Genomic DNA, 19,894 nt, shown 5'->3' on the forward strand with positions numbered 1-19,894 from the left:
AGAGATATATGTGGTACTTTGCTTGGATTTTAGGCGTCTTACTGGCATGTAGCTTTGGTATTATCAACGCTATGTGGCTAGAAAATCACTTCGACGAAGAATAGAAAAACATTTAAGGGGCTAACCTCATGTTAGCCCCCTATAAATCATCCTATTTATAGGGGAAGACTAAACAAGATTCAGTACCTTTGAATTAAGCACGGTCACTCCCCCTCTTTTAACTTTCTATACAAAGTACGCAGACTACATCCAGCAATCTCTGCGACTTCGGACTTATCAGTATAATGAGCCAGAAGCTGTCTAATATAAGCCTGCTCAACCTCTATCAGACTGCAACGAGCATGTGCCAACGCCAACAATCCTTGTGGTGTATTTTTAGCATTCTCTGGCACATAAAGGCTCAATGCCAAAGCCTGCTGCAGAGTCGCAACATTGATCTCTGGTCTATCACTGAGCACAACGGCTCGTTCAAGAATATTTTTCAATTCGCGGATATTACCTGTAAATGGCTGCTTCTCCAGCAACGCAATAGCCTCGTTATCAAGCCTAAGAGGCGAACCGCTATCAATCCTCAACAAAATACTTTTGACCAGCAAAGGCAGATCATCTTTACGCTCCGCAAGCGAGGGCAATCGAATGGGGAAGGTACTAATACGATGGTAAAGATCCTCACGAAATTCATTCGCAGCAACCATCTCTGGAAGATTTTTGTGAGTAGCACAGATCAACCTAAAGTCAGCCTCATAGGATTGGCTCTCCCCTACTGGGCGAAATGTTCTCGTTTCAATCAAACGCAGCAATTTAACCTGCAGATGCAAAGGGATATCGCCCACCTCATCAAGAAACAGAGTCCCTCCTCGTGCAGACTCCACCAAACCTTTACGGTTATTCGTTGCCCCCGTAAAAGCCCCTTTAATATGGCCAAACATTTCACTTTCAAAAAGTGTGTCGGTCAAACCAGAACACTCAACCGTAACAAAAGGCTTCCGAGTACGCTGACTCACATCATGCAGAGCCAGTGCAGCCAACTCTTTACCACTACCCGACGGCCCGGTCAGCAAGACACTAGTTTCCGTTTTACCTACTCGCTGAATCAGGTCGACCAGTTTATTGAATGCAGGGCTTCGCCCAATCATTTTATTGGCGATAGGTTCAGCACTCACTTCACTGACGGGCTTCATTACTTCAATAAAGTAACGACGTTCCTGTTCATCAGTAATAGGAGTGGTCTCTATGCGCATATGCTCTTTGCCTTGCGCCGTATTATGAATATGCAAAACACTCGAGGTAGAGCCACTCTCAAGCGCAGCTTTCATTGGACAGCTCTCACCCTCCATATCACAAGGCTGTTGATAACCGTGAGACAATTCATAACACTTAGCATAACCATCCCTAGGCAAGAGCTTAAAACGATGAGTATAGTGTTGGTTAGAGGCCACTACATTATAGTGTTCATCCAAAAGCACCGCAGGCTCATGGTAGCTCTCCAAAACATTAGTGATGGATGCAAGCCAGTTATTATAGGTCATCGTTTCCACCCCAAAATTTGTCAAAGATCTGTCAATAATGACAAAAACCTACTTTTAGAGCTAGCATAAATAGCCAAACATTAGAGTTAACACATAAACCATGGGTAAAGAGTCTCAAAAAGTACAGTTTAAAGACGCAGCCGATCTGCTTCGCCAATTTAGTCTGCATGGCAAACGGGAAAACCGGTTGTCTATACTGCTTGGTCTTCTGCAAATTGCTATGACAATTCTATTTGCGTTTGTCGTGGCTGATATTTTAGATAACGCCCTATTTCAACCGGAGAAAACACTACCCACTGCGCAAGTTTGGCTTGTCTTAACGCTGACTTTATTGACAAAAGCCGTAGCGACCTACCTGCAAAACAACATCGCTAATCAGGCTAGCATTAAGATACGCAGTCAATTACGGCAATTTGCACTCAAACATTGCTTTACCCTTAATATTCGACTTTTCCCTCGATTTAAGACCGCGGAGCTTAGCAACCTGCTCAGTACTGAAATTAATAGCCTCCGGCTCTACTTTGCGGATTATAGTGCGCTAAAATATTTAGCGGTTTTGATGCCAATTGCGGTAATCATTGCAGCGGCTACCGTTAACTGGCTAGTACCTATTATATTGGCATTAACTGCCCCATTAGTGCCTTTATTCATGATTCTAGTAGGGAAAAAAGCAGGGCAAGCAAGTCATGATAATCTCCAACAGCTTAACCGTCTTGGCAACTTAATGTCTGACCGGCTAAAAAATCTACAAGCACTCCAACTTGCCGGCACTACAGAGCAAGAAGCGGATAAATTATTCCAAAAGTCAGAATCATTCCGCGAAACCACCATGAAAGTATTACGTCTCGCATTTTTATCAAACACTATACTTGAGTTTTTTAGTGCCATTAGTGTGGCATTGGTCGCTGTTTATCTAGGCTTATTTTTTCTTGATAAATATCAGCTGGGGAGTTGGAGCGATGACCTGAGCTTGAGCCAAGGTGTATTCCTCCTGATGCTTGCGCCTGAATTTTACTTACCTTTGCGTCGTCTCGGCACCCTATATCATGCAAAGGCGGATGCAACGAGCGTTGCCGAACATCTTCTCACACTAAATAAGCTTGCTTCTCAAATACCAGGCAGCGAATTAAATGTAGAACAACAACCTCTTCCAAAAATAGGCCGTTTACAACTTGATACAGTTCAAGCGGGAGCTAAAGAGCGACCTCTTCATACGCCTATATCTATTACTCTAGAGATGAAAGATCGAGTGTTACTCAACGGCCCCTCGGGTTCAGGTAAAACAACACTGCTAGATACCTTGGCGGGGTTATATCCTCTTCATCAAGGCAAGATAAAACTTAATGAGGTTGAACATAACATCTACCAACATCCAGACTGGCAGCAACAAATTGGCTATATGACCCAAACCCCTGAACTACTGTTCGCCAGTATTCGAGAGAATCTTTGCCTTGGCCGTGACTTCTCAGATGAAACACTATTTCAAGCCCTCAAAGACGCACAAATAGAGGAGCTTATTAGCTCACTCCCCGGCGGGCTGGATTATATAATTAGTGATCAGGGTGGCTATCTATCAGGTGGGCAAGCACAACGTATCGCTTTAGCTCGCGTTTTTCTGCACAAACCTCGTTTATTACTTTTAGATGAGCCCACCGCCAACCTTGATGAAGCAACCGCTCAAGCTTTTATGTTGCAATTAGCCGCCTATGTGGAGCAAGGGGGCATGCTCATCATGACCAGCCACCGGCCCACAGATCAACACTTTTTCAATAAAGTCATTACTATGCAAGCCCTAAGAGAATCACATGAATAATGTCAAACGGCACTATTTAAAACTACTCCGGCAAGAGTATAAAATGGCTTTGCTTGGGGTTCTTCTTGCCGTAATTACTGCCTATTCAGGTATCGCTCTACTCGCGGTTTCGGGCTGGTTTATCAGTGCTGCAGCCTTAGCTGGGCTAAGCGCCGTGGCCGCACACTCTTTTAATTTCTTTGCCCCAGGCGCTATAGTCCGCGGCTTATCTATGTCACGAACCGCAGGGCGCTACGGCGAGCGTTTAAGTAGTCACGAAGCAACCTTTAGAATCATCTCTAATTTGCGGGCAGATCTATTTCGTCTCATTAGTCGCTTGAACTGGAACGAACAACAACTTAATCGCCACGAAACCTCCAGCCGTCTCTTACAAGATATTCAAAATATCGAAGCGATCTATCTCTCCGCAATACTTCCTGCTGCAGTCAGCTTTTTGGTTATGGTCGCCTATTTAGTAACTTTATATCTAGTACTACCAGCGTTAATACCATGGGTTATCATCCCTTTAATATTTGCAACGTTTGTTATGCCTTGGCTGTATAGCCATCGCGTCTTACAATCTGAGTCCACTTTACATAAACGTCACAGCGAACAATGGTTATCTGCCAGTGCATTATTAAGCAATATGAGAACACTGACTCTATTTAAGCGCCTAAAACACAGTGGAGAATACCTACAAAAACAGGCCCAAGAATCCGATAACTACGAATCCATGGCAGTACAGCGCCAACAACAAATATTACTACTCACCCAAGCCATTCTGATTATTATGACCGTACTCATATTTTGGCAGGGTTTATTAGCTTTCCAGCAAGGTCAGCTTGAAGGCGCTTATGCCTTTATGCTCCTGTTATTAACCTTAGGCAGTGCTGAAGTATTACTTAATAACTGCCCAGCTCTAGCAAACCTAGGTCTTGGTTTAGCCGCATTAGATCGCCTCCAAGACAACCTCACGAACAACACAGAAACACTCGACAAACGGACTTTCACGCAAACGGATTCCAGCACTATCGGCCTGCACATCAACCAGCTTAATTACCGCTACCCACAGCAAAAAGCTGACATATTTAAGCAGTTTAATCTTAGGTATGATGGACCGAATTGGATCTGGCTAAATGGAAGTAGCGGCGTAGGTAAAAGCACCTTGCTCAGTCTGATTTATGGACAACTCGCTCCTAGTGCTGGCAGCATAGAGTTTACCGGTTTAAACGCAGATGAGATCCGCTTTATGCCACAACGTATAGATATACTCCGCGCCACACTTAGGGATAACCTAACACTTAATATCACAGCCTCAGAGCAAGCCATTAGGCATGCACTCAATATTGTTGAATTGGGAGAGTGGGCAAAAAGGCTTCCTAACGGTCTAGACACGTGGTTAGGCGAAGGTGAATGGCAACCTTCCGGCGGCGAACGTAAGCGAATTGGTTTAGCTCGCCTGATACTCCAAAACCCTCAACTTATCCTACTCGATGAACCTACTGCCGGTATGGATAGCACCCTTGCAGCCCAAATTTACTCGCAATTAAGAGCACACTGGGCCGACAAGATCGTGTTATGCAGCAGCCATGAGCATGATTTCATCACAACAAGGGATAAACGCCTTGAATTAACCGCCCTTAAAAAAACAGTCTCATAGGGAATAACTCTAATTCTGTGGCTGGGTGACATCAGGGTAACCAAGGATAGCTTTGTGTCTTAGGGAGAAAGGAATCTATATTTATCCACACCTAGACTAAACTTAAAAAGCAACACAAGCCGCATCACAGGTGAACTCATGGGCAAAAACAGCTACCGAATAGAGAACGACTCCCTAGGTGAAGTACAAGTTCCAATCGACGCCTTTTTCGGCGCTCAAACCCAACGCGCTATGGAGAATTTCACCATTAGCGACATCACCATGCCGAGAGCATTTATTCGCTCTCTAGGCTTAGTAAAAGCTGCCTGCGCAGCCGCCAATACAGAATTAGAAATACTCGATGCAGAGGTATCAACTACGATTCAGTGCGCGGCTAAAGATGTTAGTTATGGGCATTATGACCATGATTTTCCTTTAGATGTGTTCCAAACAGGTTCTGGCACCAGCACTAATATGAACGCAAATGAAGTCATCGCCCACTTGGCCGCTAAACAACTAAATGCACCCGTTAACCCTAATGATCAGGTTAACATGAGCCAAAGTTCCAATGATGTCATACCGACCTGCATCCATTTAAGTGCAGCCCTACTACTGAATGAACGTCTCATCCCTGCCCTAGAACACCTGATGCAAGTTATTAACGACCGATCAGAAACCTTAACCCAGGTCGTCAAGACCGGACGCACTCACTTAATGGATGCCATGCCTGTCACTTACGCTCAAGAATTAAGTGGTTGGAAAGCACAAATAAAGCAATCAAAAGATAGATTACTCGATGTACAACCACGGCTATTTCAACTAGCGATTGGCGGCACAGCGGTAGGCACAGGCATCAATGCCCCAAAAGGTTTTGCAGAAAAAGTGTGTGCTGAGTTAAGCCAACTCACTAACCTACCATTTGAAGTCACGCCAAATCACTTTGCCGCTCTCAGCAGCCAAGATACCGCCGTAGAGTTAAGCGGCCAGCTCAAAACCTTAGCGGTGGCCTTAGTAAAGATTTCTAATGATCTACGTTGGGCAAACAGTGGTCCATTAGCCGGATTAGGTGAGATTAGCTTACCAGTGTTACAACCGGGCAGCAGCATCATGCCGGGTAAAGTGAATCCTGTCGTTCCAGAAGCAGTGGCAATGGCTGCTACGCAAGTAATAGGCAATGATTGCTGTATCACCCTTGCTGGCCAATCCGGTAATTTTCAACTCAATGTAATGCTACCTCTTGTTGCTCATAACTTGATTCAAAGCATTGAGCTGTTAAGCAACAGCGTGCGCTTACTCGCAGATAAAGCGATCTCAAAAATGACAATCAATATTGACCGTATGGAATCCACCTTAGCTCTAAACCCTATCTTAATTACCGCTCTCAATCGAGTTATCGGTTATGAACAGGGCGCAATCATCGCTAAGCGAGCTTATGCCGAAAAAAGAACCGTACTTGAGGTAGCAATCGAGGTAACAGGTATGGACGCTGATGAGTTAAGTCGATTATTGGATCCAAAGAACTTAACCTAAACCCTTATCTAAAATAGTCTAAGCGCTAGAGGTTAAGTTTAAGTCAGTATAAGAAATGGATAAGGGAGGTCAGAACGCTCCCTTAAACTAACAGAGGCATATATTAGATAGGTAAACCAAACAGGTAATACACCCAAGCAACGCTTAATGCGACACACATTAACAAAGCAACAGGATTAACAGGCTCTCTAGGTTTTGCGTTACCTAAGTCCTTCTTTGTTCCCGTCACCATAGAAGCCACCAGCTTCTCTTTAAATAAGATGCTATGTGTAATAACACCCAAAATATGTAATCCAACTAAACACTGTAGGATAATCTGTACAGTATGATGAACTTCTGCGCCTAAACTTGCCAGTGCATCACTTACGCTCGCATAAAAAGGGCCTTCCCATAATACCTCGTCTGAGGTTACTAGGCCTGAAGCGACTTGCAGCATAAGCAGTAAAATAAGCATCACAACCATCATTGCGCCAGCAGGATTATGGCCATAGAAATGTTCTGATGTATCACCTTTAAAAGTCGACTTTAGATAACTAAGCCCCTTGATTGGTGAAACAATAAAAGAGCAGAAACGCGCATAATAAGTACCCACGATGCCCCATAAAATACGAAAAAGAATCAAACCAGATAATAGGTAACCACTATAAAAGTGCCATTGCATCAGGCTGTCATCCCAATTACCGCTATAAATCAGAAACAGAAAAAGTGAAACTAGCACCCAGTGGAAAATCCGGGTCGGTAGATCCCAAATTTTAACCATCAATTTAATACTCCATATACCATTGAAGATTTCAATAGAAGGTAGCCCTATTAAACAACAAGACTACCTTTAGATCTCTTTACTTAGCTTTGTAATTGTCGTGACAAGACTTACATGACTTACCTAAAGGACCAATCGCATCACGTAACGCGTCAAGACCCTGGCCTGCACTTTCTGCCATTATATTTGTCGCCGCTACCCAGTTTTTATGTTTTTCACCAATATCAGAATCAGCCGCCCAAATGTCTGCTTTAGCTTTTGTTACATCAGACAAGCCTTTAGCATCCATATCAGAACCTTTTGGCCACATCAGTGCATTATCCATTGCCGCCGCGTTTTTCAGGTTATTGGCAATCGCTTGAGCCAATTCAGCATCATAATCACGCTTCCCTTTAGCCATCGCACCAAGCACGCCCATATTAAACTTCACCATCTGGAAGAAACCTTGACGGCCTTCTATCTGGTCTTCAAAAGGGAAATCTTCTGCCATAGCAGGTGAAACGGTTGTCGCTAATACCGTTGCGCACAACGCTGCCTTAATAAACTTTTCCATTGTTAGACTCTCCTCACTGATTTAATTATCAGACATAATAATAATATCATTCTCACTAGGTAAGAATAATCTAATATTAAAAATTAATCTGTAAAGTTATGTAAAAAAACCGCCTATAAATAGACAAAAAAAACCGAGCAAACGCTCGGTTTTTCGACTTTAAAAACAGTGTGATTTATGTTTATGCTTTAACGCCGCAGTTTATTTACCCGCTAGCGACTCAGCGGCTTGCTTATCGAAATACTCACGTGTTAAACGGAATACAACAGGGCTCAACAAAGCAAGTGCCACTAAGTTAGGAATCGCCATTAATGCATTCAGAGTATCAGCTAGCAACCAAACAAAATCTAAGCCAACTAAAGTACCAACAGGAACCGCTAGAATCCAAAGGATACGGAAAGGTACAATAATTTTCACGCCAAACAAGTACTCAGCACAACGCTCACCGTAAACGCTCCACCCCAAAATAGTTGTAAAGGCGAAAATAGCTAACGCGATAGCAACAATATAGTTCCCTACGCCAGGCAAGGCTTGAGCAAACGCAGCAGAGGTCAACGCAGCACCCGACTCCCCAGAAGTCCATGCACCTGATGTGATAATCACTAAACCAGTAATAGAACAGATAATAATAGTATCTAGGAATGTACCTAACATCGCGATCAAACCCTGACGAACAGGATCTTTAGTTTGAGACGCCGCATGGGCAATAGGCGCAGAACCTAAACCCGCTTCGTTGGAAAACACACCACGCGCCACACCGAAACGAATCGCCGCCCAAACAGCAGCACCGGCAAAACCACCTTCGGCAGCAGACTCTGTAAATGCATAAGTAAAGATAAGATCAAGTGCATGAGGGATAGCATCAGCATTAATCGCTAATACAACAAGGCCCGCAACCAAATAACTAATCGCCATCAAAGGCACAAGCGAACCCGCAACAGCACCAATACGCTTAATACCACCTAATAGAACAGCCGCCGTTAGCACCATCAAAACAACACCAGTCACCCATAATGGCGTACCGAAGTTCGATTCAAGAACAGATGCAACTGAGTTTGATTGAACGGTGTTACCAATACCAAAACCGGCAATCGTACCGAAAATGGCAAAAAGTGTACCCATCCAAGCCCATTTTTTACCAAGGCCATTTTTGATGTAATACATCGGGCCACCAACATGGTTACCCTCTTCATCTACTTCACGGTATTTAACCGCTAGTACAGCTTCGGAAAACTTAGTCGCCATACCAACTAGCGCAGTACACCACATCCAAAAAAGAGCGCCAGGACCGCCTAAGAATACCGCAGTCGCAACACCTGCGATATTACCAGTACCAACCGTTGCCGACATAGCAGTCATCAACGCTTGAAATGGAGAAATGTCACCCTCTTTCCTTTCTGAATCAGTCGCTTTACGACCATTCCACATAAGTTTAAAACCAGTACCAAGCTTAAAGATTGGCATCAGTTTTAATCCTAGCTGTAAAAACAAGCCTACACCTAGAATCAATACAAGCATCATGGGACCCCATACGATGCCGTTAACCATAGTGATAAAACCGGTTAATGCTTCCATTATTTTTCCTCGATATTTTTGTCTTAATTGAGGTTTGTTTACTCTTGAACTTCTTATTATTAGTACATGCTGCACTGCACTTTTTATGTGTTATAAACACAAAAGAACAGCTAACAACTACCTGCAATAAAACAGCAAACTAATGGCTGACTCAATCAGTTTGCTTAACATGCAGATCCCCTCGATCACAGCACAAGCAATACTCATCAAAATCATTTATTGCCAACTAAAAGAAATACTCTTTTAACAGTTATGGCCCTATTATGACAAATAGTAGTTCCCAATAAGATAAGTCAATTTAGCTAGATAATGGCTTTGAAATTAATAGATATTCCGAATAAATAACTTTATATCCCCCCCTAAGAGAGGGAAATATACTTTTTTATAGGAAAAATTAAGAGATTGCAGCGATCTATAATAAAAATTTTAAATAAACAGATGTTTCCACTGCTATAGACAAGTTTCAAAGCTAATAGCGACACAGTAAAGCTAATAAGCGAATGATTCCTTTTGAATAATGAATACTAGGAATTTAAGAATTAATTTCCGCTGTACTCAAAAAATGTGATTGTGCAAAGAGAAAGTTCCACATAACACAGACACTTTAGCGTCAATTTCCTATCCATCTATATAAGCCCAAGCTAGGGATTCGCTTTATACTCAATAGGCAGGGCATGTGTCTCTCGCACCTCTTCCATTACTATGTAACTTTTAGAGTTTTTAACCCCAGGCAAGGTCAATAACATATCACCCAATAACGCACGATATTGCGACATATCATTAATACGAGCTTTAAGTAGATAATCTGCATCACCCGATACTAAATGACACTCAAGTATATAAGGCAAATCAGAAACAGCTCTGTTAAACATACGAAAGGCGTCTGGTGTCTGATAAGACAACGAGATCTCTACAAATACCAACATATTGTAATCAAGCAGCTGTGGATTCAAGCGAGCATAATAGCCCTCTATATAACCCTCCTTTTCCAACCGTTTTACACGCTCAATACAAGGCGTAGAACTTAATCCTACCTTCTCCGCTAAGTCGACATAACTAATTCGACCATCAGACTGTAACGTACGCAGTATACTGATATCCAAACGATCTAATGCACGTTTTTTATTATTCGTCATATAGATAAATCCACTGCATATATTAAATTAATTAGCTAATATCGCTTAATTATAGAAAAATTCAAAGCCATTTAATACAAAAAAGCCAATAAACTAGTGTTTTCTCATTAGCAAAATAAATTTAATAAATGAGGTCATACAATGAAAGTATTGGTTTTAGGTGCAGGCGTGGTTGGCGTTACTAGCGCTTGGTATTTAGCCAAAGCAGGCCATGAAGTAACTATAATCGATCGCCAAGTAGATGTCGCCTTAGAAACAAGTTATGGCAATGCCGGACAAATATCCCCCGGTTACTCAGCTCCTTGGGCTGGTCCAGGCATCCCTCTTAAAGCGATTAAATGGTTAATGCAAGACCTTGCCCCGTTTATGATTAGCGGCAAAGAAGTCGATATTCAGACGCTTGGCTGGATGACAAAAATGCTGACTAACTGCACTGAAGACGCTTACCACACCAATAAAGCTCGAATGATGCGTTTAGCTGAATACAGTCGCGATTGCTTTATTAACCTACGTCAAGAGATTGATATAGATTATGAACAGCGCAGCAAAGGTACGCTGCAACTGTTCCGTACAGATAAACAGGTCAGCGACTCTAAAAAAGATATCTCTGTTTTAGAAGAGTGTGGGGTTAATTTCCAAGCCCTCGACACCGACGGTTGTATTGAATATGAACCAGCCCTAGCAATGGTAAAAGAAAAAATCGTTGGCGGCCTTCGACTACCGGGCGATGAAACGGGTGATTGCTTCAAATTCACTAACGCCCTTGCTGAAGAGTGTAAAAAGTTAGGTGTCGTCTTCAAGATGAAGACCGATATTCTTAACATCAACACTGAGGGTGATGAAGTCGTGAGTGTCAGCACCTCAAGAGGTAAGATGACATCTGATGCTTACCTCGTTGCATTAGGCAGCTATTCAACCTTAATGCTCTCAAAAATTGGTTTAAAAGTACCTGTTTACCCTATCAAAGGTTACTCATTAACAATACCGATTATAGATCCATCCAAAGCACCAACCTCTACGGTTATGGATGAAACCTATAAAGTGGCTGTCACACGTTTTGATGATCGTATTCGTGTTGGTGGAACCGCAGAGATCGCCTCTTACAACAAAGAGTTAGAAGAAAAACGCCGTGCCAATGTTGAGTTTGTTGTAAATGATCTATTCCCTGGTGGTGGCGATATAGAACAGGCTGAATTTTGGACAGGCTTACGTCCGATGACACCCGATGGCACACCGATTCTTGGCGAAACCAATATCTCTAACCTGTTCTTAAATACAGGCCACGGTACTTTAGGTTGGACTATGTCACTAGGTTCAGGCAAATACGTTGCCGATGTAATCAGCCAAAAGGCCCCTGATATAGATAACGAAGGCTTGTCGGTAGCCCGTTACGCTTAACACCTATCTAAATCGTATCTAATATTTTTGATGCCAATCAGCCAACTGATTGGCATCAGTTAACATTGAAGGAACTATTATGAGCAATAAATCTATCATCACCACCAACAAAGCCCCAGCGGCGATCGGCACATACTCTCAAGCAGTCAAAGCAGATGATACTGTATACCTTTCAGGTCAAATCCCGTTGAACCCTGAAACAATGGAGATGGTTACAGAATCTTTTGAAGCACAAGCCGTACAAGTATTCGAAAACCTACAAGCGGTAGCAGAAGCCGCTGGTGGTAACCTAAACGATTTTGTTAAAATAACAGTGCTTTTATCTGACCTATCTTACTTTGCTCAGGTTAACGAAATCATGGCAAAGTACTTTCAAGCACCTTATCCTGCGCGTGCAGCTTATGCGGTCAAAGCATTACCAAAAGATGCTGATATAGAAATCGAAGCGATTATGGTTTTATAAGACAGCTTAAAATAGCTTTTACGAGATTATCATCTTTCTTTTTTAGCGCTATTTATTATTACTAAAAGCACCACCGATTAGGAGTTCCCATGGCACGCCCAGCCACCGCTACAATTAACTTAGATGCTATACGTCAGAATTATCTTTTGGCTAAATCTGTGGCGCCTAAACAAGGCGCATTGGCTATTATAAAAGCCAATGCCTATGGACATGGTGCCGTAGAAGTTGCCAAAGCCTTAAGTAAAGATGCAGATGGGTTTGGCGTGGCCTGTATTGAGGAAGCCATTGAGCTTCGCAATGCAGGTATTAGCTTACCTATATTATTACTAGAAGGTTTTTTCACCGCGGATGAGCTACCTATTATCAGCGACCAAAACTTGTGGTGCGCAGTTCACAACGCAGATCAGATCGATATTATTGCTAATGCTCCACTAAACAAACCTATCACCGCATGGTTGAAATTAGATAATGGCATGCATCGTTTAGGTATCACTCCAGGTGAATACAAAGAGGCATTTCATAAGCTATCGGCTCTACCTCAAGTTGAACATGTTGTATTAATGAGCCACTTCTCTGCTGCCGATGAGCCTGAACTTAATACAACAGCTGAACAAATCCAGATTTTGGACACTCTCGCTGATGAGCTCAAAGCGCCGATCAGTATGGCCAATTCAGCCGGAACCCTTGAACATGATAATGCACGTAGGGACTGGCAGCGCCCAGGTATTATCCTTTACGGTGCAAGCCCTTTTACTGAAGCACATAAGTTAGCCGATCAGCTAAAACCAGCTATGACATTAAGCTCAGAAGTTATTGCCGTTCGCGAAATCGAGCCGGGTGAAAGTGTAGGCTACAGCGCCACATGGACCTGTGACAAACCCACCCGTGTAGGTACGGTCGCTATGGGATATGCCGATGGTTACCCACGTCATGCGAAAAATGGCACCCCCGTACTTGTGGATGGACATAAAAGCCGCATTATTGGTCGCGTTTCTATGGATATGTTGGCCGTTGATCTCAGTGATATTCCAGACGCTAAAGTTGGTAGCTATGTGGAGCTTTGGGGCGAGAACTTACTAGCTTCAGAAGTCGCCGCTTGTTGCGACACTATCCCCTACACCTTGTTTACCGGTATTACTCGCCGTGTACACAAAAAATATATTTGAGGAAACATCTATGAGCATTGAGCGCATGGAATCTACCGAACGCATGAGCCGTATCGTTAAGCATAACAATACCGTTTACCTTTGCGGCCAAACCGCTGGCGAAGCCCAGTGGGATATAGCAGAACAAACGCAACGCTGCCTAGATAAAATTGATGACTTACTCGCTAAAGCGGGTAGCCACCGTAATCAATTACTTTCTGTCACTATATATATCCGTGATATGAAAGATTTTGCTGCGATGAATAAAGTCTGGGACGCATGGGTAGCAGACTGTGAAAAGCCTGCTCGTGCTTGTGTAGAAGCACGTATGGCGCGTCCTGAGATACTTGTTGAATTGAGTGTCACTGCCGCATATTAAATGCTCAATCGATCATATTCATAGAAACTTTTAGGGGGCATTTAACGCCCCCTTTTTTTTTATGCTCAATAACAAGAGCCCACCCTCTTAATCGCCTTCGCCTTCGCCTTAACTTTAAGACCCTCCTTTACTTTTCTTTACAGTTTATAAACCCTAGTTAACTCTTCCTAGCGGCATAATTTCTATAAAGAGATATAGCTTATTTGGATCATCGTTATGAAATACAACCACCGTCATTTTTCAACGCCCCTCATCATCGCTAGTGGTTTAATTATTGCAATTAGTGGCGTTATGATGTTTTTCCATATAGGTAAAGATGTAGTCAAATTAATGCATGAGTGGATTGGCCTTATCATGGCCGCAGCGACTCTGCTACATATTCAGTTTCACTGGCGCTCCTTTAAACAATACTTCTCAAAGAAAACGGGCCTTGCCGTTATAAGTTTTATATTACTAGGAGCTAGCGCTCTAGCCTTAACGCCAATAGAGCATAAACCACATCCAGACAAGCAACTTATTGAACTCTACTCAGAGAAGTCACTAGAACAGATCGCCTCCTTTGAAGAGCGCAATATAGAGCAATTACTGATTGATTTAGAGATCGCCAATTTTAGCGTTAGTTCAGAACAACTAAGCCTGAAAGATATTGCTCAAGAAAATCATGCGCGCCCATTTGAATTAATCAATGCCATAATTAATCCGGAATACTAACCGCCTTTCAGCTATTCTAAACCTAGCCTGTATCACTTAAATTTAAACAGGCTACCAAACCCTTTCCACAAGCGATAAACGAAAACCACACTCTTGTTCAAATTGATCTTAAAAGAGGTGCTATGTTCATATCTTTCGAATGTCCTTACTGTATGACCCCAAATACTGCTGAAGTAGATCCGGACAACGATATTGATCAGCAGATGATTCAAGATTGCGAGATCTGCTGCCAACCGATTGAACTTTTCATCACCGAAAGCGATCAAAAGATCTACGTGGAAGCAAAGCAGGAATGGGAGTAGCCATCGTTTTATGAGCTTACATAGTTTATTTTTACGTTACGCAAAAGATCTACCTCCCGGTACGCTTAACTGGATAGGCATTAGACCAGAGCGTAAACAGCCCCTGATCTCACTTTATCATGTCATGGCAATTAAACACAAAGGCTTAGAAGGTGATCATCGCTGCATAAAAACGCCCGGCTCTGCACGCCAAGTAACGCTTATCTCTGAAGAGTTTATTCAACAAATCGCTTATTACGCTAACAAAAGCACTATAGCCCCCGATCTTTTACGGAGAAACCTTGTTGTATCCGGCATTAATCTCAATGCGTTAAGATACCAACAGTTTCGAATCGGCAGTGCTGTATTTGAAGCCAGCGCTTTATGCCACCCCTGCTCAAGAATGGAAGCAGCCTTAGGTCATAATGGTATTAGTGCAATGCTTGGCCACGGCGGATTATGCTGTAAAATCATCCGCTCAGGTGAGATCAAAGTTGGAGATCGTTTACATGTGCTCAATACCCAACAAGACCTTTTTTAACGGCTGTGATTGACCCCACCACTCATAACTACCTTATTCACTGTTAGAGAGACTTATGTTTTCATTTTTTGAAAAGCTGATTCCCGCTTTTCCTCCTGCAGAGCCTAGCCAACCGCCCAAAGGCCTTTATGCGTTCTGTCGTCACTATACAAAAGGGGCAGAATGGCCATTAATAGCGATGTCTTTACTCACCGCTACGGTTGCCATTTTAGAAGTCACTCTATTTGGTTTTATGGGACAACTAGTTGATTGGCTATCAACTAAAGATAGAGCCACCTTTCTTGAGCAAGAAGCAGATCAACTTCTGTTAATGAGCTTAGTGCCTTTGATTGCGCTGCCCATTGCCGGTCTACTACATTCATTAATTACCCACCAAACTCTTTTGGGTAACTACCCTATGTCCATCCGTTGGCTCGCCCATCGCTATCTTTTAAAACAAAGCGTCTCCTTTTATGCCGATGACTTTGCCGGACGAATCTCAACAAAAGTTATGCAGACAGCGCTTTCTATACGTGAATCAGTAATGAAACTACTAGATGTCATGGTGTTTATCGTTGTCTACTTTTTTGCCATGCTAGTATTAGTCGCTCAATCAGATTGGCGCCTCACCTTACCTATGGCCATTTGGTTATTATTCTATGTAGGGATCCAAACCTATTTTGTCCCTCGCTTGAAAAAAATATCTACCGAGCAAGCCGATGCTCGCTCAATGATGACCGGACGAATTGTCGATTCCTATGCCAACATTACAACCATAAAACTTTTTTCCCATACCCAGCGAGAAGCCGAATACGCTAAGGAGGGTATGGATCTATTTTTAAAGACTGTCCATAAACAGATGCGTCTTGCCACAGGGCTGAACCTTAGTGTGCAATGCATAAACCACCTGCTCTCATTTTCTGTAGCCTCTCTTTCCATCTGGCTTTGGCTCGAAAATGCTGTATCTGTTGGTGCCATCGCTATCTCTATCGCCTTAGCTCTGCGGTTAAATGGTATGGCGCACTGGATTATGTGGGAGATCAGTGCACTTTTTGAGAATATTGGCACAGTTGCCGATGGCATGAGCACACTTTCAAAGCCACTCCAGATCCAAGATAAAGCCCATGCAAAAGCACTTAAAATAAAAAATGGGGCAATAGACTTTAACGCTGTCAGCTTTGGTTACGGTGAAGAGAAAAAGATCATAGATCAGTTAAATTTGGCGATAAAATCGGGTGAAAAAATAGGCTTAGTAGGTCGTTCTGGCGCAGGAAAATCAACCATTGTTAATTTGCTTATGCGTTTTTACGATGTTGAAAGTGGCTCTATACAAATTGATGGCCAAGATATTAGAGACACAACACAAGACTCCCTGCGCGCGCATATAGGCATGGTCACTCAAGATACCGCACTCCTGCATCGTTCAGTGCGCGATAATCTACTTTATGGTCGACCTGAAGCAAGCGAAGAAGAGATGATCTATGCAGCTAAAAAAGCGGAAGCACACGACTTCATTCTAGGCCTACGCGATAGTGCCGGACGTACAGGCTATGATGCCCACGTGGGCGAACGGGGTGTAAAACTATCCGGTGGACAACGCCAACGGATCGCAATCGCCCGCGTATTACTTAAAGATGCACCTATAATTATCTTAGATGAAGCAACATCTGCATTAGATTCTGAAGTCGAAGCCGCAATCCAATCTAGCTTATATACCTTAATGGAAAACAAAACCGTTATAGCGATTGCCCATCGCCTATCGACTATCGCAGCTTTAGACCGCTTAATCGTCTTAAATGAGGGAAAAGTACTCGAACAGGGAACCCATAACGAGTTAATTCAAAAGCAGGGAATTTATGCCCAGTTATGGGCCCATCAAAGCGGTGGCTTTTTAGGTGAAAAGTGATAATAAACTGCATGCTATAAACTTGTTACCTAGCATGCCCGTATCAGATAGATACTCTCTATTAGATCTCTCTATTATTTCCAATCTTTAAGGCCATATTTAGCTAAAATTGTGGAGAGTTCTCCCGACGCCCTAAGCTTTTTTATGCCATCAGATAGAAGGTCTGCATACACTGTTGAACTTTTCAGTGCTGGAGAAAAAGCGATATACGCTTTTTCCCGTTGCACAACTGTGCCAGCAAATTTAAATTGATCCGCTACACCCAACTGATTTGCGGTATACCAAAACACAGGATCAGTTTCGATCATCGCATCAATACGATGCCTATCAAGTAATTTAATCCCCTGAGATAACAAATGATAATTCCCATTGAGCATAGTGACTCTCTCAGCACCACTCTCTTGGATATAACTCCTTAACTCATCACCGTAGTCATAGCCTAAAATAGCCCCTAACTGCACATTTTTAAGGGATTCAACTCCCTCATAAGTCCAGTCACTATCTTTACGCACAAAGAAAGAGTTCGCCAAAACCGCCAACTCTTCTTGAGGATAGATGAAATGTGGGGCATCACTCTTAAAGCCCCCCATAATGGCATTAATATTACCTTTTCGCGTTTCTTGAATAGCACGCGACCAGTTCATCTCTATATATTCAACATCATGTCCATGGTCTGAGAATACCCGCTGGGCAACCTCCACCATAAAACCGGGCAGTTCGGCACCTACTTCACAATTAAACGGACACCAGCGGTCTGCCGCAATTAATATGTGTTCAGCATAAGCCCGAGGCATAACAACAAAGAACAAACAAATTAAAATCAATATATGACGCATAAATATCAACAATTAGAATATAAGTGCACAAAAATTAGTATCCTGTGTTATTAGAGTATACCGAATAGAACGATACATAGCCTAATCCCATTACCGCTTCCCTTCTTCAATAATAAGAAACCCCATTAGTCGACAAAATAGATATCTCTACCTAAAGTTAGTTCAGGGTTAGCTATCAATCGGCTCCCTCTTTAGAATACCGCTAATCAATAGATGATTTTTAAATAGCCTTGATTAACTGAAATAGAGTGCAATAACAGATTTTCCTTGGTAAAAGGAGAAGCGTAAATTCTGCCTGCAGCACTTCTAACTTATCCACTCAAAAAGCAGCGCTAGGCTTATACATTATAGGTATGCACCATGGGTAAAGAACGTATATCAACAGGCTGGCAAGAATGGGCTCTACTTCCTGAGCTCGGTTTAACGCCATTACAAACCAAAATTGACTCAGGAAGGCAAACATCGACCCTGCATGCCTTTATGACTGAGGAGTTTGAAAAAGATGGGCAGCCTCACGTCCGCTTTTGTATTCATCCAAAACAGAATGATCGGACAGAAGCTGTACTCTGCGAAGCCCCCATCCTCGGCAAGTTCGAAGGTACAAATAAGTACGGCAAAAAAGAAGACGATTATCTTATAAAAACGACGATTCAAATGGGGAACGAGCAGTGGCCTGTTGAGTTGGTAATTACCAACATGGATGAAATGACATTCCGTTTAGTGTTAGGCCACTCAGCAATTGACGGACGGCTCATCGTAGATCCTGCAGCCACATTTTTATTAGGTTCCTCCGATGATATGACACACAATTCAAGCCAAAAGGCAGACAAATGAATATCGCCATCCTTTCACGTAACAGAAAGCTCTATTCAACTCGCCGTCTCGTCGAAGCATGCGAGCAGCGTGGCCACGAAGCTATGGTGGTAGATGCCTTAAGAACCTATATGGATATTGCATCAAATAAACCACAGGCTCACTTTAAAGGCGAACCACTACCCCACTTTGATGCCGTCATTCCTCGTATTGGCGCTTCTATTACCTTTTACGGCACTGCGGTTCTACGTCAGTTTGAAATGATGGGTTCCTACCCTTTAAATGAGTCAGTCGCTATTTCTCGCTCTAGAGACAAACTACGTACTATGCAGTTACTTTCCCGTAAAGGCGTAGGTATGCCCTTTACTGGATTTGCGAACAACCCTGATGATATAGGCGATCTAATCAAAATGGTTGGCGGTGCACCTCTCGTCATCAAGTTACTTGAGGGTACTCAAGGTATAGGCGTTGTCCTTGCTGAAACACAAAAAGCAGCCGAAAGCGTACTTGAAGCCTTCATGGGTCTAAAAGTGAATATTATGGTGCAGGAATATATTAAAGAAGCTGGCGGTGCCGATATTCGCTGCTTAGTTATTGGTGATAAAGTCGTTGCTGCGATGAAACGCCAAGCAATGGCGGGGGAATTCCGTTCCAACCTTCATCGTGGCGGCAGTGCATCACTGATTAGAATATCCCCCGCTGAACGAGCCACCGCAGTCAATGCAGCCAAAATAATGGGGCTCAATGTGGCTGGGGTTGATCTCTTACGTTCAGAGCGAGGCCCGTTGGTGATGGAAGTGAATTCATCACCCGGGTTAGAGGGAATCGAATCCGCAACTGGCAAAGATATAGCGGGTATGATTATTGATTTCATTGAGAAAAATGCAAAACCTCATCGAACAAAAACACGGGGTAAAGGTTAATATCT

At 42.9% G+C, this 19,894-nt stretch carries 20 protein-coding genes; 14 read left to right on the top strand and 6 right to left on the bottom strand.

Annotated elements, in window-relative coordinates; all coding sequences use genetic code 11:
• The first annotated feature begins 8 nt into the window (after positions 1–8).
• Positions 9–104, top strand: coding sequence for a cytochrome bd-I oxidase subunit CydX (gene cydX, locus Q4486_RS00325; protein WP_067861767.1), 96 nt, complete (start codon positions 9–11; stop codon positions 102–104).
• A 99-nt stretch (positions 105–203) separates the two neighbouring features.
• Here the strand turns inward: cydX and Q4486_RS00330 are convergent, their stop codons facing one another.
• Entirely contained in the window at positions 204–1,529 is a 1,326-nt protein-coding gene (locus Q4486_RS00330; RefSeq protein WP_303517514.1) for a sigma-54-dependent Fis family transcriptional regulator, read from the bottom strand.
• Between the two features lie 100 nt (positions 1,530–1,629).
• Here Q4486_RS00330 and cydD point away from each other — a divergent pair, with 100 nt between their 5' ends.
• The 3 genes from cydD to Q4486_RS00345 all read left to right on the top strand — a co-directional run bounded on the left by cydD (position 1,630) and on the right by Q4486_RS00345 (position 6,490).
• On the top strand, positions 1,630–3,342 hold the full coding sequence (gene cydD, locus Q4486_RS00335) for a thiol reductant ABC exporter subunit CydD (protein ID WP_303517517.1): 1,713 nt from the start codon (positions 1,630–1,632) through the stop codon (positions 3,340–3,342).
• The gene (locus Q4486_RS00340; protein WP_303517519.1) at positions 3,335–4,981 is read left to right on the top strand and encodes an amino acid ABC transporter ATP-binding/permease protein; all 1,647 of its coding nucleotides are present in this window, start codon (positions 3,335–3,337) and stop codon (positions 4,979–4,981) included. The genes cydD and Q4486_RS00340 overlap by 8 nt, the downstream gene beginning before the upstream one ends.
• 138 nt (positions 4,982–5,119) lie before the next feature.
• Positions 5,120–6,490 (top strand): aspartate ammonia-lyase, encoded by a 1,371-nt coding sequence (locus Q4486_RS00345; protein WP_303517523.1) that lies wholly within the window; start codon positions 5,120–5,122, stop codon positions 6,488–6,490.
• 103 nt (positions 6,491–6,593) lie between these two features.
• On the opposite strand, the gene Q4486_RS00350 is transcribed toward Q4486_RS00345, so the two are convergent.
• The 4 genes from Q4486_RS00350 to Q4486_RS00365 all read right to left on the bottom strand — a co-directional run bounded on the left by Q4486_RS00350 (position 6,594) and on the right by Q4486_RS00365 (position 10,514).
• The gene (locus tag Q4486_RS00350) at positions 6,594–7,250 is read right to left on the bottom strand and encodes a cytochrome b/b6 domain-containing protein (RefSeq protein WP_303517524.1); all 657 of its coding nucleotides are present in this window, start codon (positions 7,248–7,250) and stop codon (positions 6,594–6,596) included.
• Positions 7,251–7,329: 79 nt separating this feature from the next.
• On the bottom strand, positions 7,330–7,803 hold the full coding sequence (locus Q4486_RS00355; protein ID WP_303517526.1) for a cytochrome c: 474 nt from the start codon (positions 7,801–7,803) through the stop codon (positions 7,330–7,332).
• 201 nt (positions 7,804–8,004) lie between these two features.
• Positions 8,005–9,378, bottom strand: a complete 1,374-nt coding sequence (locus Q4486_RS00360; protein WP_303416527.1) for a sodium:alanine symporter family protein — start codon at positions 9,376–9,378, stop codon at positions 8,005–8,007.
• Between the two features lie 641 nt (positions 9,379–10,019).
• Positions 10,020–10,514 (bottom strand): Lrp/AsnC ligand binding domain-containing protein, encoded by a 495-nt coding sequence (locus Q4486_RS00365; RefSeq protein ID WP_067861790.1) that lies wholly within the window; start codon positions 10,512–10,514, stop codon positions 10,020–10,022.
• 141 nt (positions 10,515–10,655) lie between these two features.
• Between Q4486_RS00365 and Q4486_RS00370 the strand changes: the two genes are divergently transcribed.
• From Q4486_RS00370 to Q4486_RS00405, 8 genes are all read left to right on the top strand, one after another.
• A complete protein-coding gene (locus tag Q4486_RS00370) occupies positions 10,656–11,912 on the top strand; it encodes a D-amino acid dehydrogenase (protein ID WP_303517528.1) in 1,257 nt (418 codons plus the stop codon).
• Positions 11,913–11,991: 79 nt separating this feature from the next.
• Positions 11,992–12,375, top strand: a complete 384-nt coding sequence (locus Q4486_RS00375) for a Rid family detoxifying hydrolase (RefSeq protein WP_303517530.1) — start codon at positions 11,992–11,994, stop codon at positions 12,373–12,375.
• An 89-nt stretch (positions 12,376–12,464) separates the two neighbouring features.
• A complete protein-coding gene (gene alr / locus Q4486_RS00380) occupies positions 12,465–13,541 on the top strand; it encodes an alanine racemase (RefSeq protein ID WP_303517532.1) in 1,077 nt (358 codons plus the stop codon).
• A gap of 10 nt (positions 13,542–13,551) precedes the next feature.
• Complete coding sequence (locus tag Q4486_RS00385) at positions 13,552–13,899, top strand: RidA family protein (protein ID WP_303416522.1); 348 nt, start codon at positions 13,552–13,554, stop codon at positions 13,897–13,899.
• Positions 13,900–14,115: 216 nt separating this feature from the next.
• Complete coding sequence (locus Q4486_RS00390; protein ID WP_303416521.1) at positions 14,116–14,610, top strand: DUF4405 domain-containing protein; 495 nt, start codon at positions 14,116–14,118, stop codon at positions 14,608–14,610.
• Between the two features lie 122 nt (positions 14,611–14,732).
• Positions 14,733–14,912, top strand: a complete 180-nt coding sequence (locus tag Q4486_RS00395) for a CPXCG motif-containing cysteine-rich protein (RefSeq protein ID WP_067861807.1) — start codon at positions 14,733–14,735, stop codon at positions 14,910–14,912.
• Positions 14,913–14,922: 10 nt separating this feature from the next.
• Positions 14,923–15,432, top strand: coding sequence for an MOSC domain-containing protein (locus Q4486_RS00400; protein ID WP_303517534.1), 510 nt, complete (start codon positions 14,923–14,925; stop codon positions 15,430–15,432).
• Positions 15,433–15,487: 55 nt separating this feature from the next.
• Positions 15,488–17,317 (top strand): ABC transporter ATP-binding protein, encoded by a 1,830-nt coding sequence (locus Q4486_RS00405; protein WP_303416519.1) that lies wholly within the window; start codon positions 15,488–15,490, stop codon positions 17,315–17,317.
• Between the two features lie 74 nt (positions 17,318–17,391).
• Here Q4486_RS00405 and Q4486_RS00410 read toward each other — a convergent pair whose 3' ends face one another.
• A complete protein-coding gene (locus Q4486_RS00410; RefSeq protein ID WP_303517537.1) occupies positions 17,392–18,153 on the bottom strand; it encodes an ABC transporter substrate-binding protein in 762 nt (253 codons plus the stop codon).
• A 360-nt stretch (positions 18,154–18,513) separates the two neighbouring features.
• On the opposite strand from Q4486_RS00410, the gene Q4486_RS00415 reads away from it, so the two are divergent.
• Positions 18,514–18,987 carry a RimK/LysX family protein gene (locus Q4486_RS00415; RefSeq protein ID WP_303517539.1) on the top strand — a complete coding sequence of 158 codons (474 nt, stop codon included), beginning with the start codon at positions 18,514–18,516 and terminating at the stop codon, positions 18,985–18,987.
• Entirely contained in the window at positions 18,984–19,889 is a 906-nt protein-coding gene (gene rimK, locus Q4486_RS00420; RefSeq protein WP_067861822.1) for a 30S ribosomal protein S6--L-glutamate ligase, read from the top strand. The genes Q4486_RS00415 and rimK overlap by 4 nt, the downstream gene beginning before the upstream one ends.
• Positions 19,890–19,894: the final 5 nt, after the last annotated feature.

The sequence above is a fragment of the Neptuniibacter sp. 2_MG-2023 genome (assembly GCF_030547495.1).
GTDB lineage: Bacteria > Pseudomonadota > Gammaproteobacteria > Pseudomonadales > Balneatricaceae > Neptuniibacter.

Coding starts and splice junctions, on each gene's coding strand:
- Q4486_RS00345 (WP_303517523.1), top strand. CDS start 5,120: ATGGGCAAAAACAGCTACCGAATAGAGAACGACTCCCTAGGTGAAGTA.
- cydD (WP_303517517.1), top strand. CDS start 1,630: ATGGGTAAAGAGTCTCAAAAAGTACAGTTTAAAGACGCAGCCGATCTG.
- Q4486_RS00400 (WP_303517534.1), top strand. CDS start 14,923: ATGAGCTTACATAGTTTATTTTTACGTTACGCAAAAGATCTACCTCCC.
- cydX (WP_067861767.1), top strand. CDS start 9: ATGTGGTACTTTGCTTGGATTTTAGGCGTCTTACTGGCATGTAGCTTT.
- Q4486_RS00355 (WP_303517526.1), bottom strand. CDS start 7,803: ATGGAAAAGTTTATTAAGGCAGCGTTGTGCGCAACGGTATTAGCGACA.
- Q4486_RS00390 (WP_303416521.1), top strand. CDS start 14,116: ATGAAATACAACCACCGTCATTTTTCAACGCCCCTCATCATCGCTAGT.
- alr (WP_303517532.1), top strand. CDS start 12,465: ATGGCACGCCCAGCCACCGCTACAATTAACTTAGATGCTATACGTCAG.
- Q4486_RS00350 (WP_303517524.1), bottom strand. CDS start 7,250: ATGGTTAAAATTTGGGATCTACCGACCCGGATTTTCCACTGGGTGCTA.
- Q4486_RS00385 (WP_303416522.1), top strand. CDS start 13,552: ATGAGCATTGAGCGCATGGAATCTACCGAACGCATGAGCCGTATCGTT.
- Q4486_RS00375 (WP_303517530.1), top strand. CDS start 11,992: ATGAGCAATAAATCTATCATCACCACCAACAAAGCCCCAGCGGCGATC.
- Q4486_RS00405 (WP_303416519.1), top strand. CDS start 15,488: ATGTTTTCATTTTTTGAAAAGCTGATTCCCGCTTTTCCTCCTGCAGAG.
- Q4486_RS00330 (WP_303517514.1), bottom strand. CDS start 1,529: ATGACCTATAATAACTGGCTTGCATCCATCACTAATGTTTTGGAGAGC.
- Q4486_RS00410 (WP_303517537.1), bottom strand. CDS start 18,153: ATGCGTCATATATTGATTTTAATTTGTTTGTTCTTTGTTGTTATGCCT.
- rimK (WP_067861822.1), top strand. CDS start 18,984: ATGAATATCGCCATCCTTTCACGTAACAGAAAGCTCTATTCAACTCGC.
- Q4486_RS00340 (WP_303517519.1), top strand. CDS start 3,335: ATGAATAATGTCAAACGGCACTATTTAAAACTACTCCGGCAAGAGTAT.
- Q4486_RS00365 (WP_067861790.1), bottom strand. CDS start 10,514: ATGACGAATAATAAAAAACGTGCATTAGATCGTTTGGATATCAGTATA.
- Q4486_RS00360 (WP_303416527.1), bottom strand. CDS start 9,378: ATGGAAGCATTAACCGGTTTTATCACTATGGTTAACGGCATCGTATGG.
- Q4486_RS00415 (WP_303517539.1), top strand. CDS start 18,514: ATGGGTAAAGAACGTATATCAACAGGCTGGCAAGAATGGGCTCTACTT.
- Q4486_RS00370 (WP_303517528.1), top strand. CDS start 10,656: ATGAAAGTATTGGTTTTAGGTGCAGGCGTGGTTGGCGTTACTAGCGCT.
- Q4486_RS00395 (WP_067861807.1), top strand. CDS start 14,733: ATGTTCATATCTTTCGAATGTCCTTACTGTATGACCCCAAATACTGCT.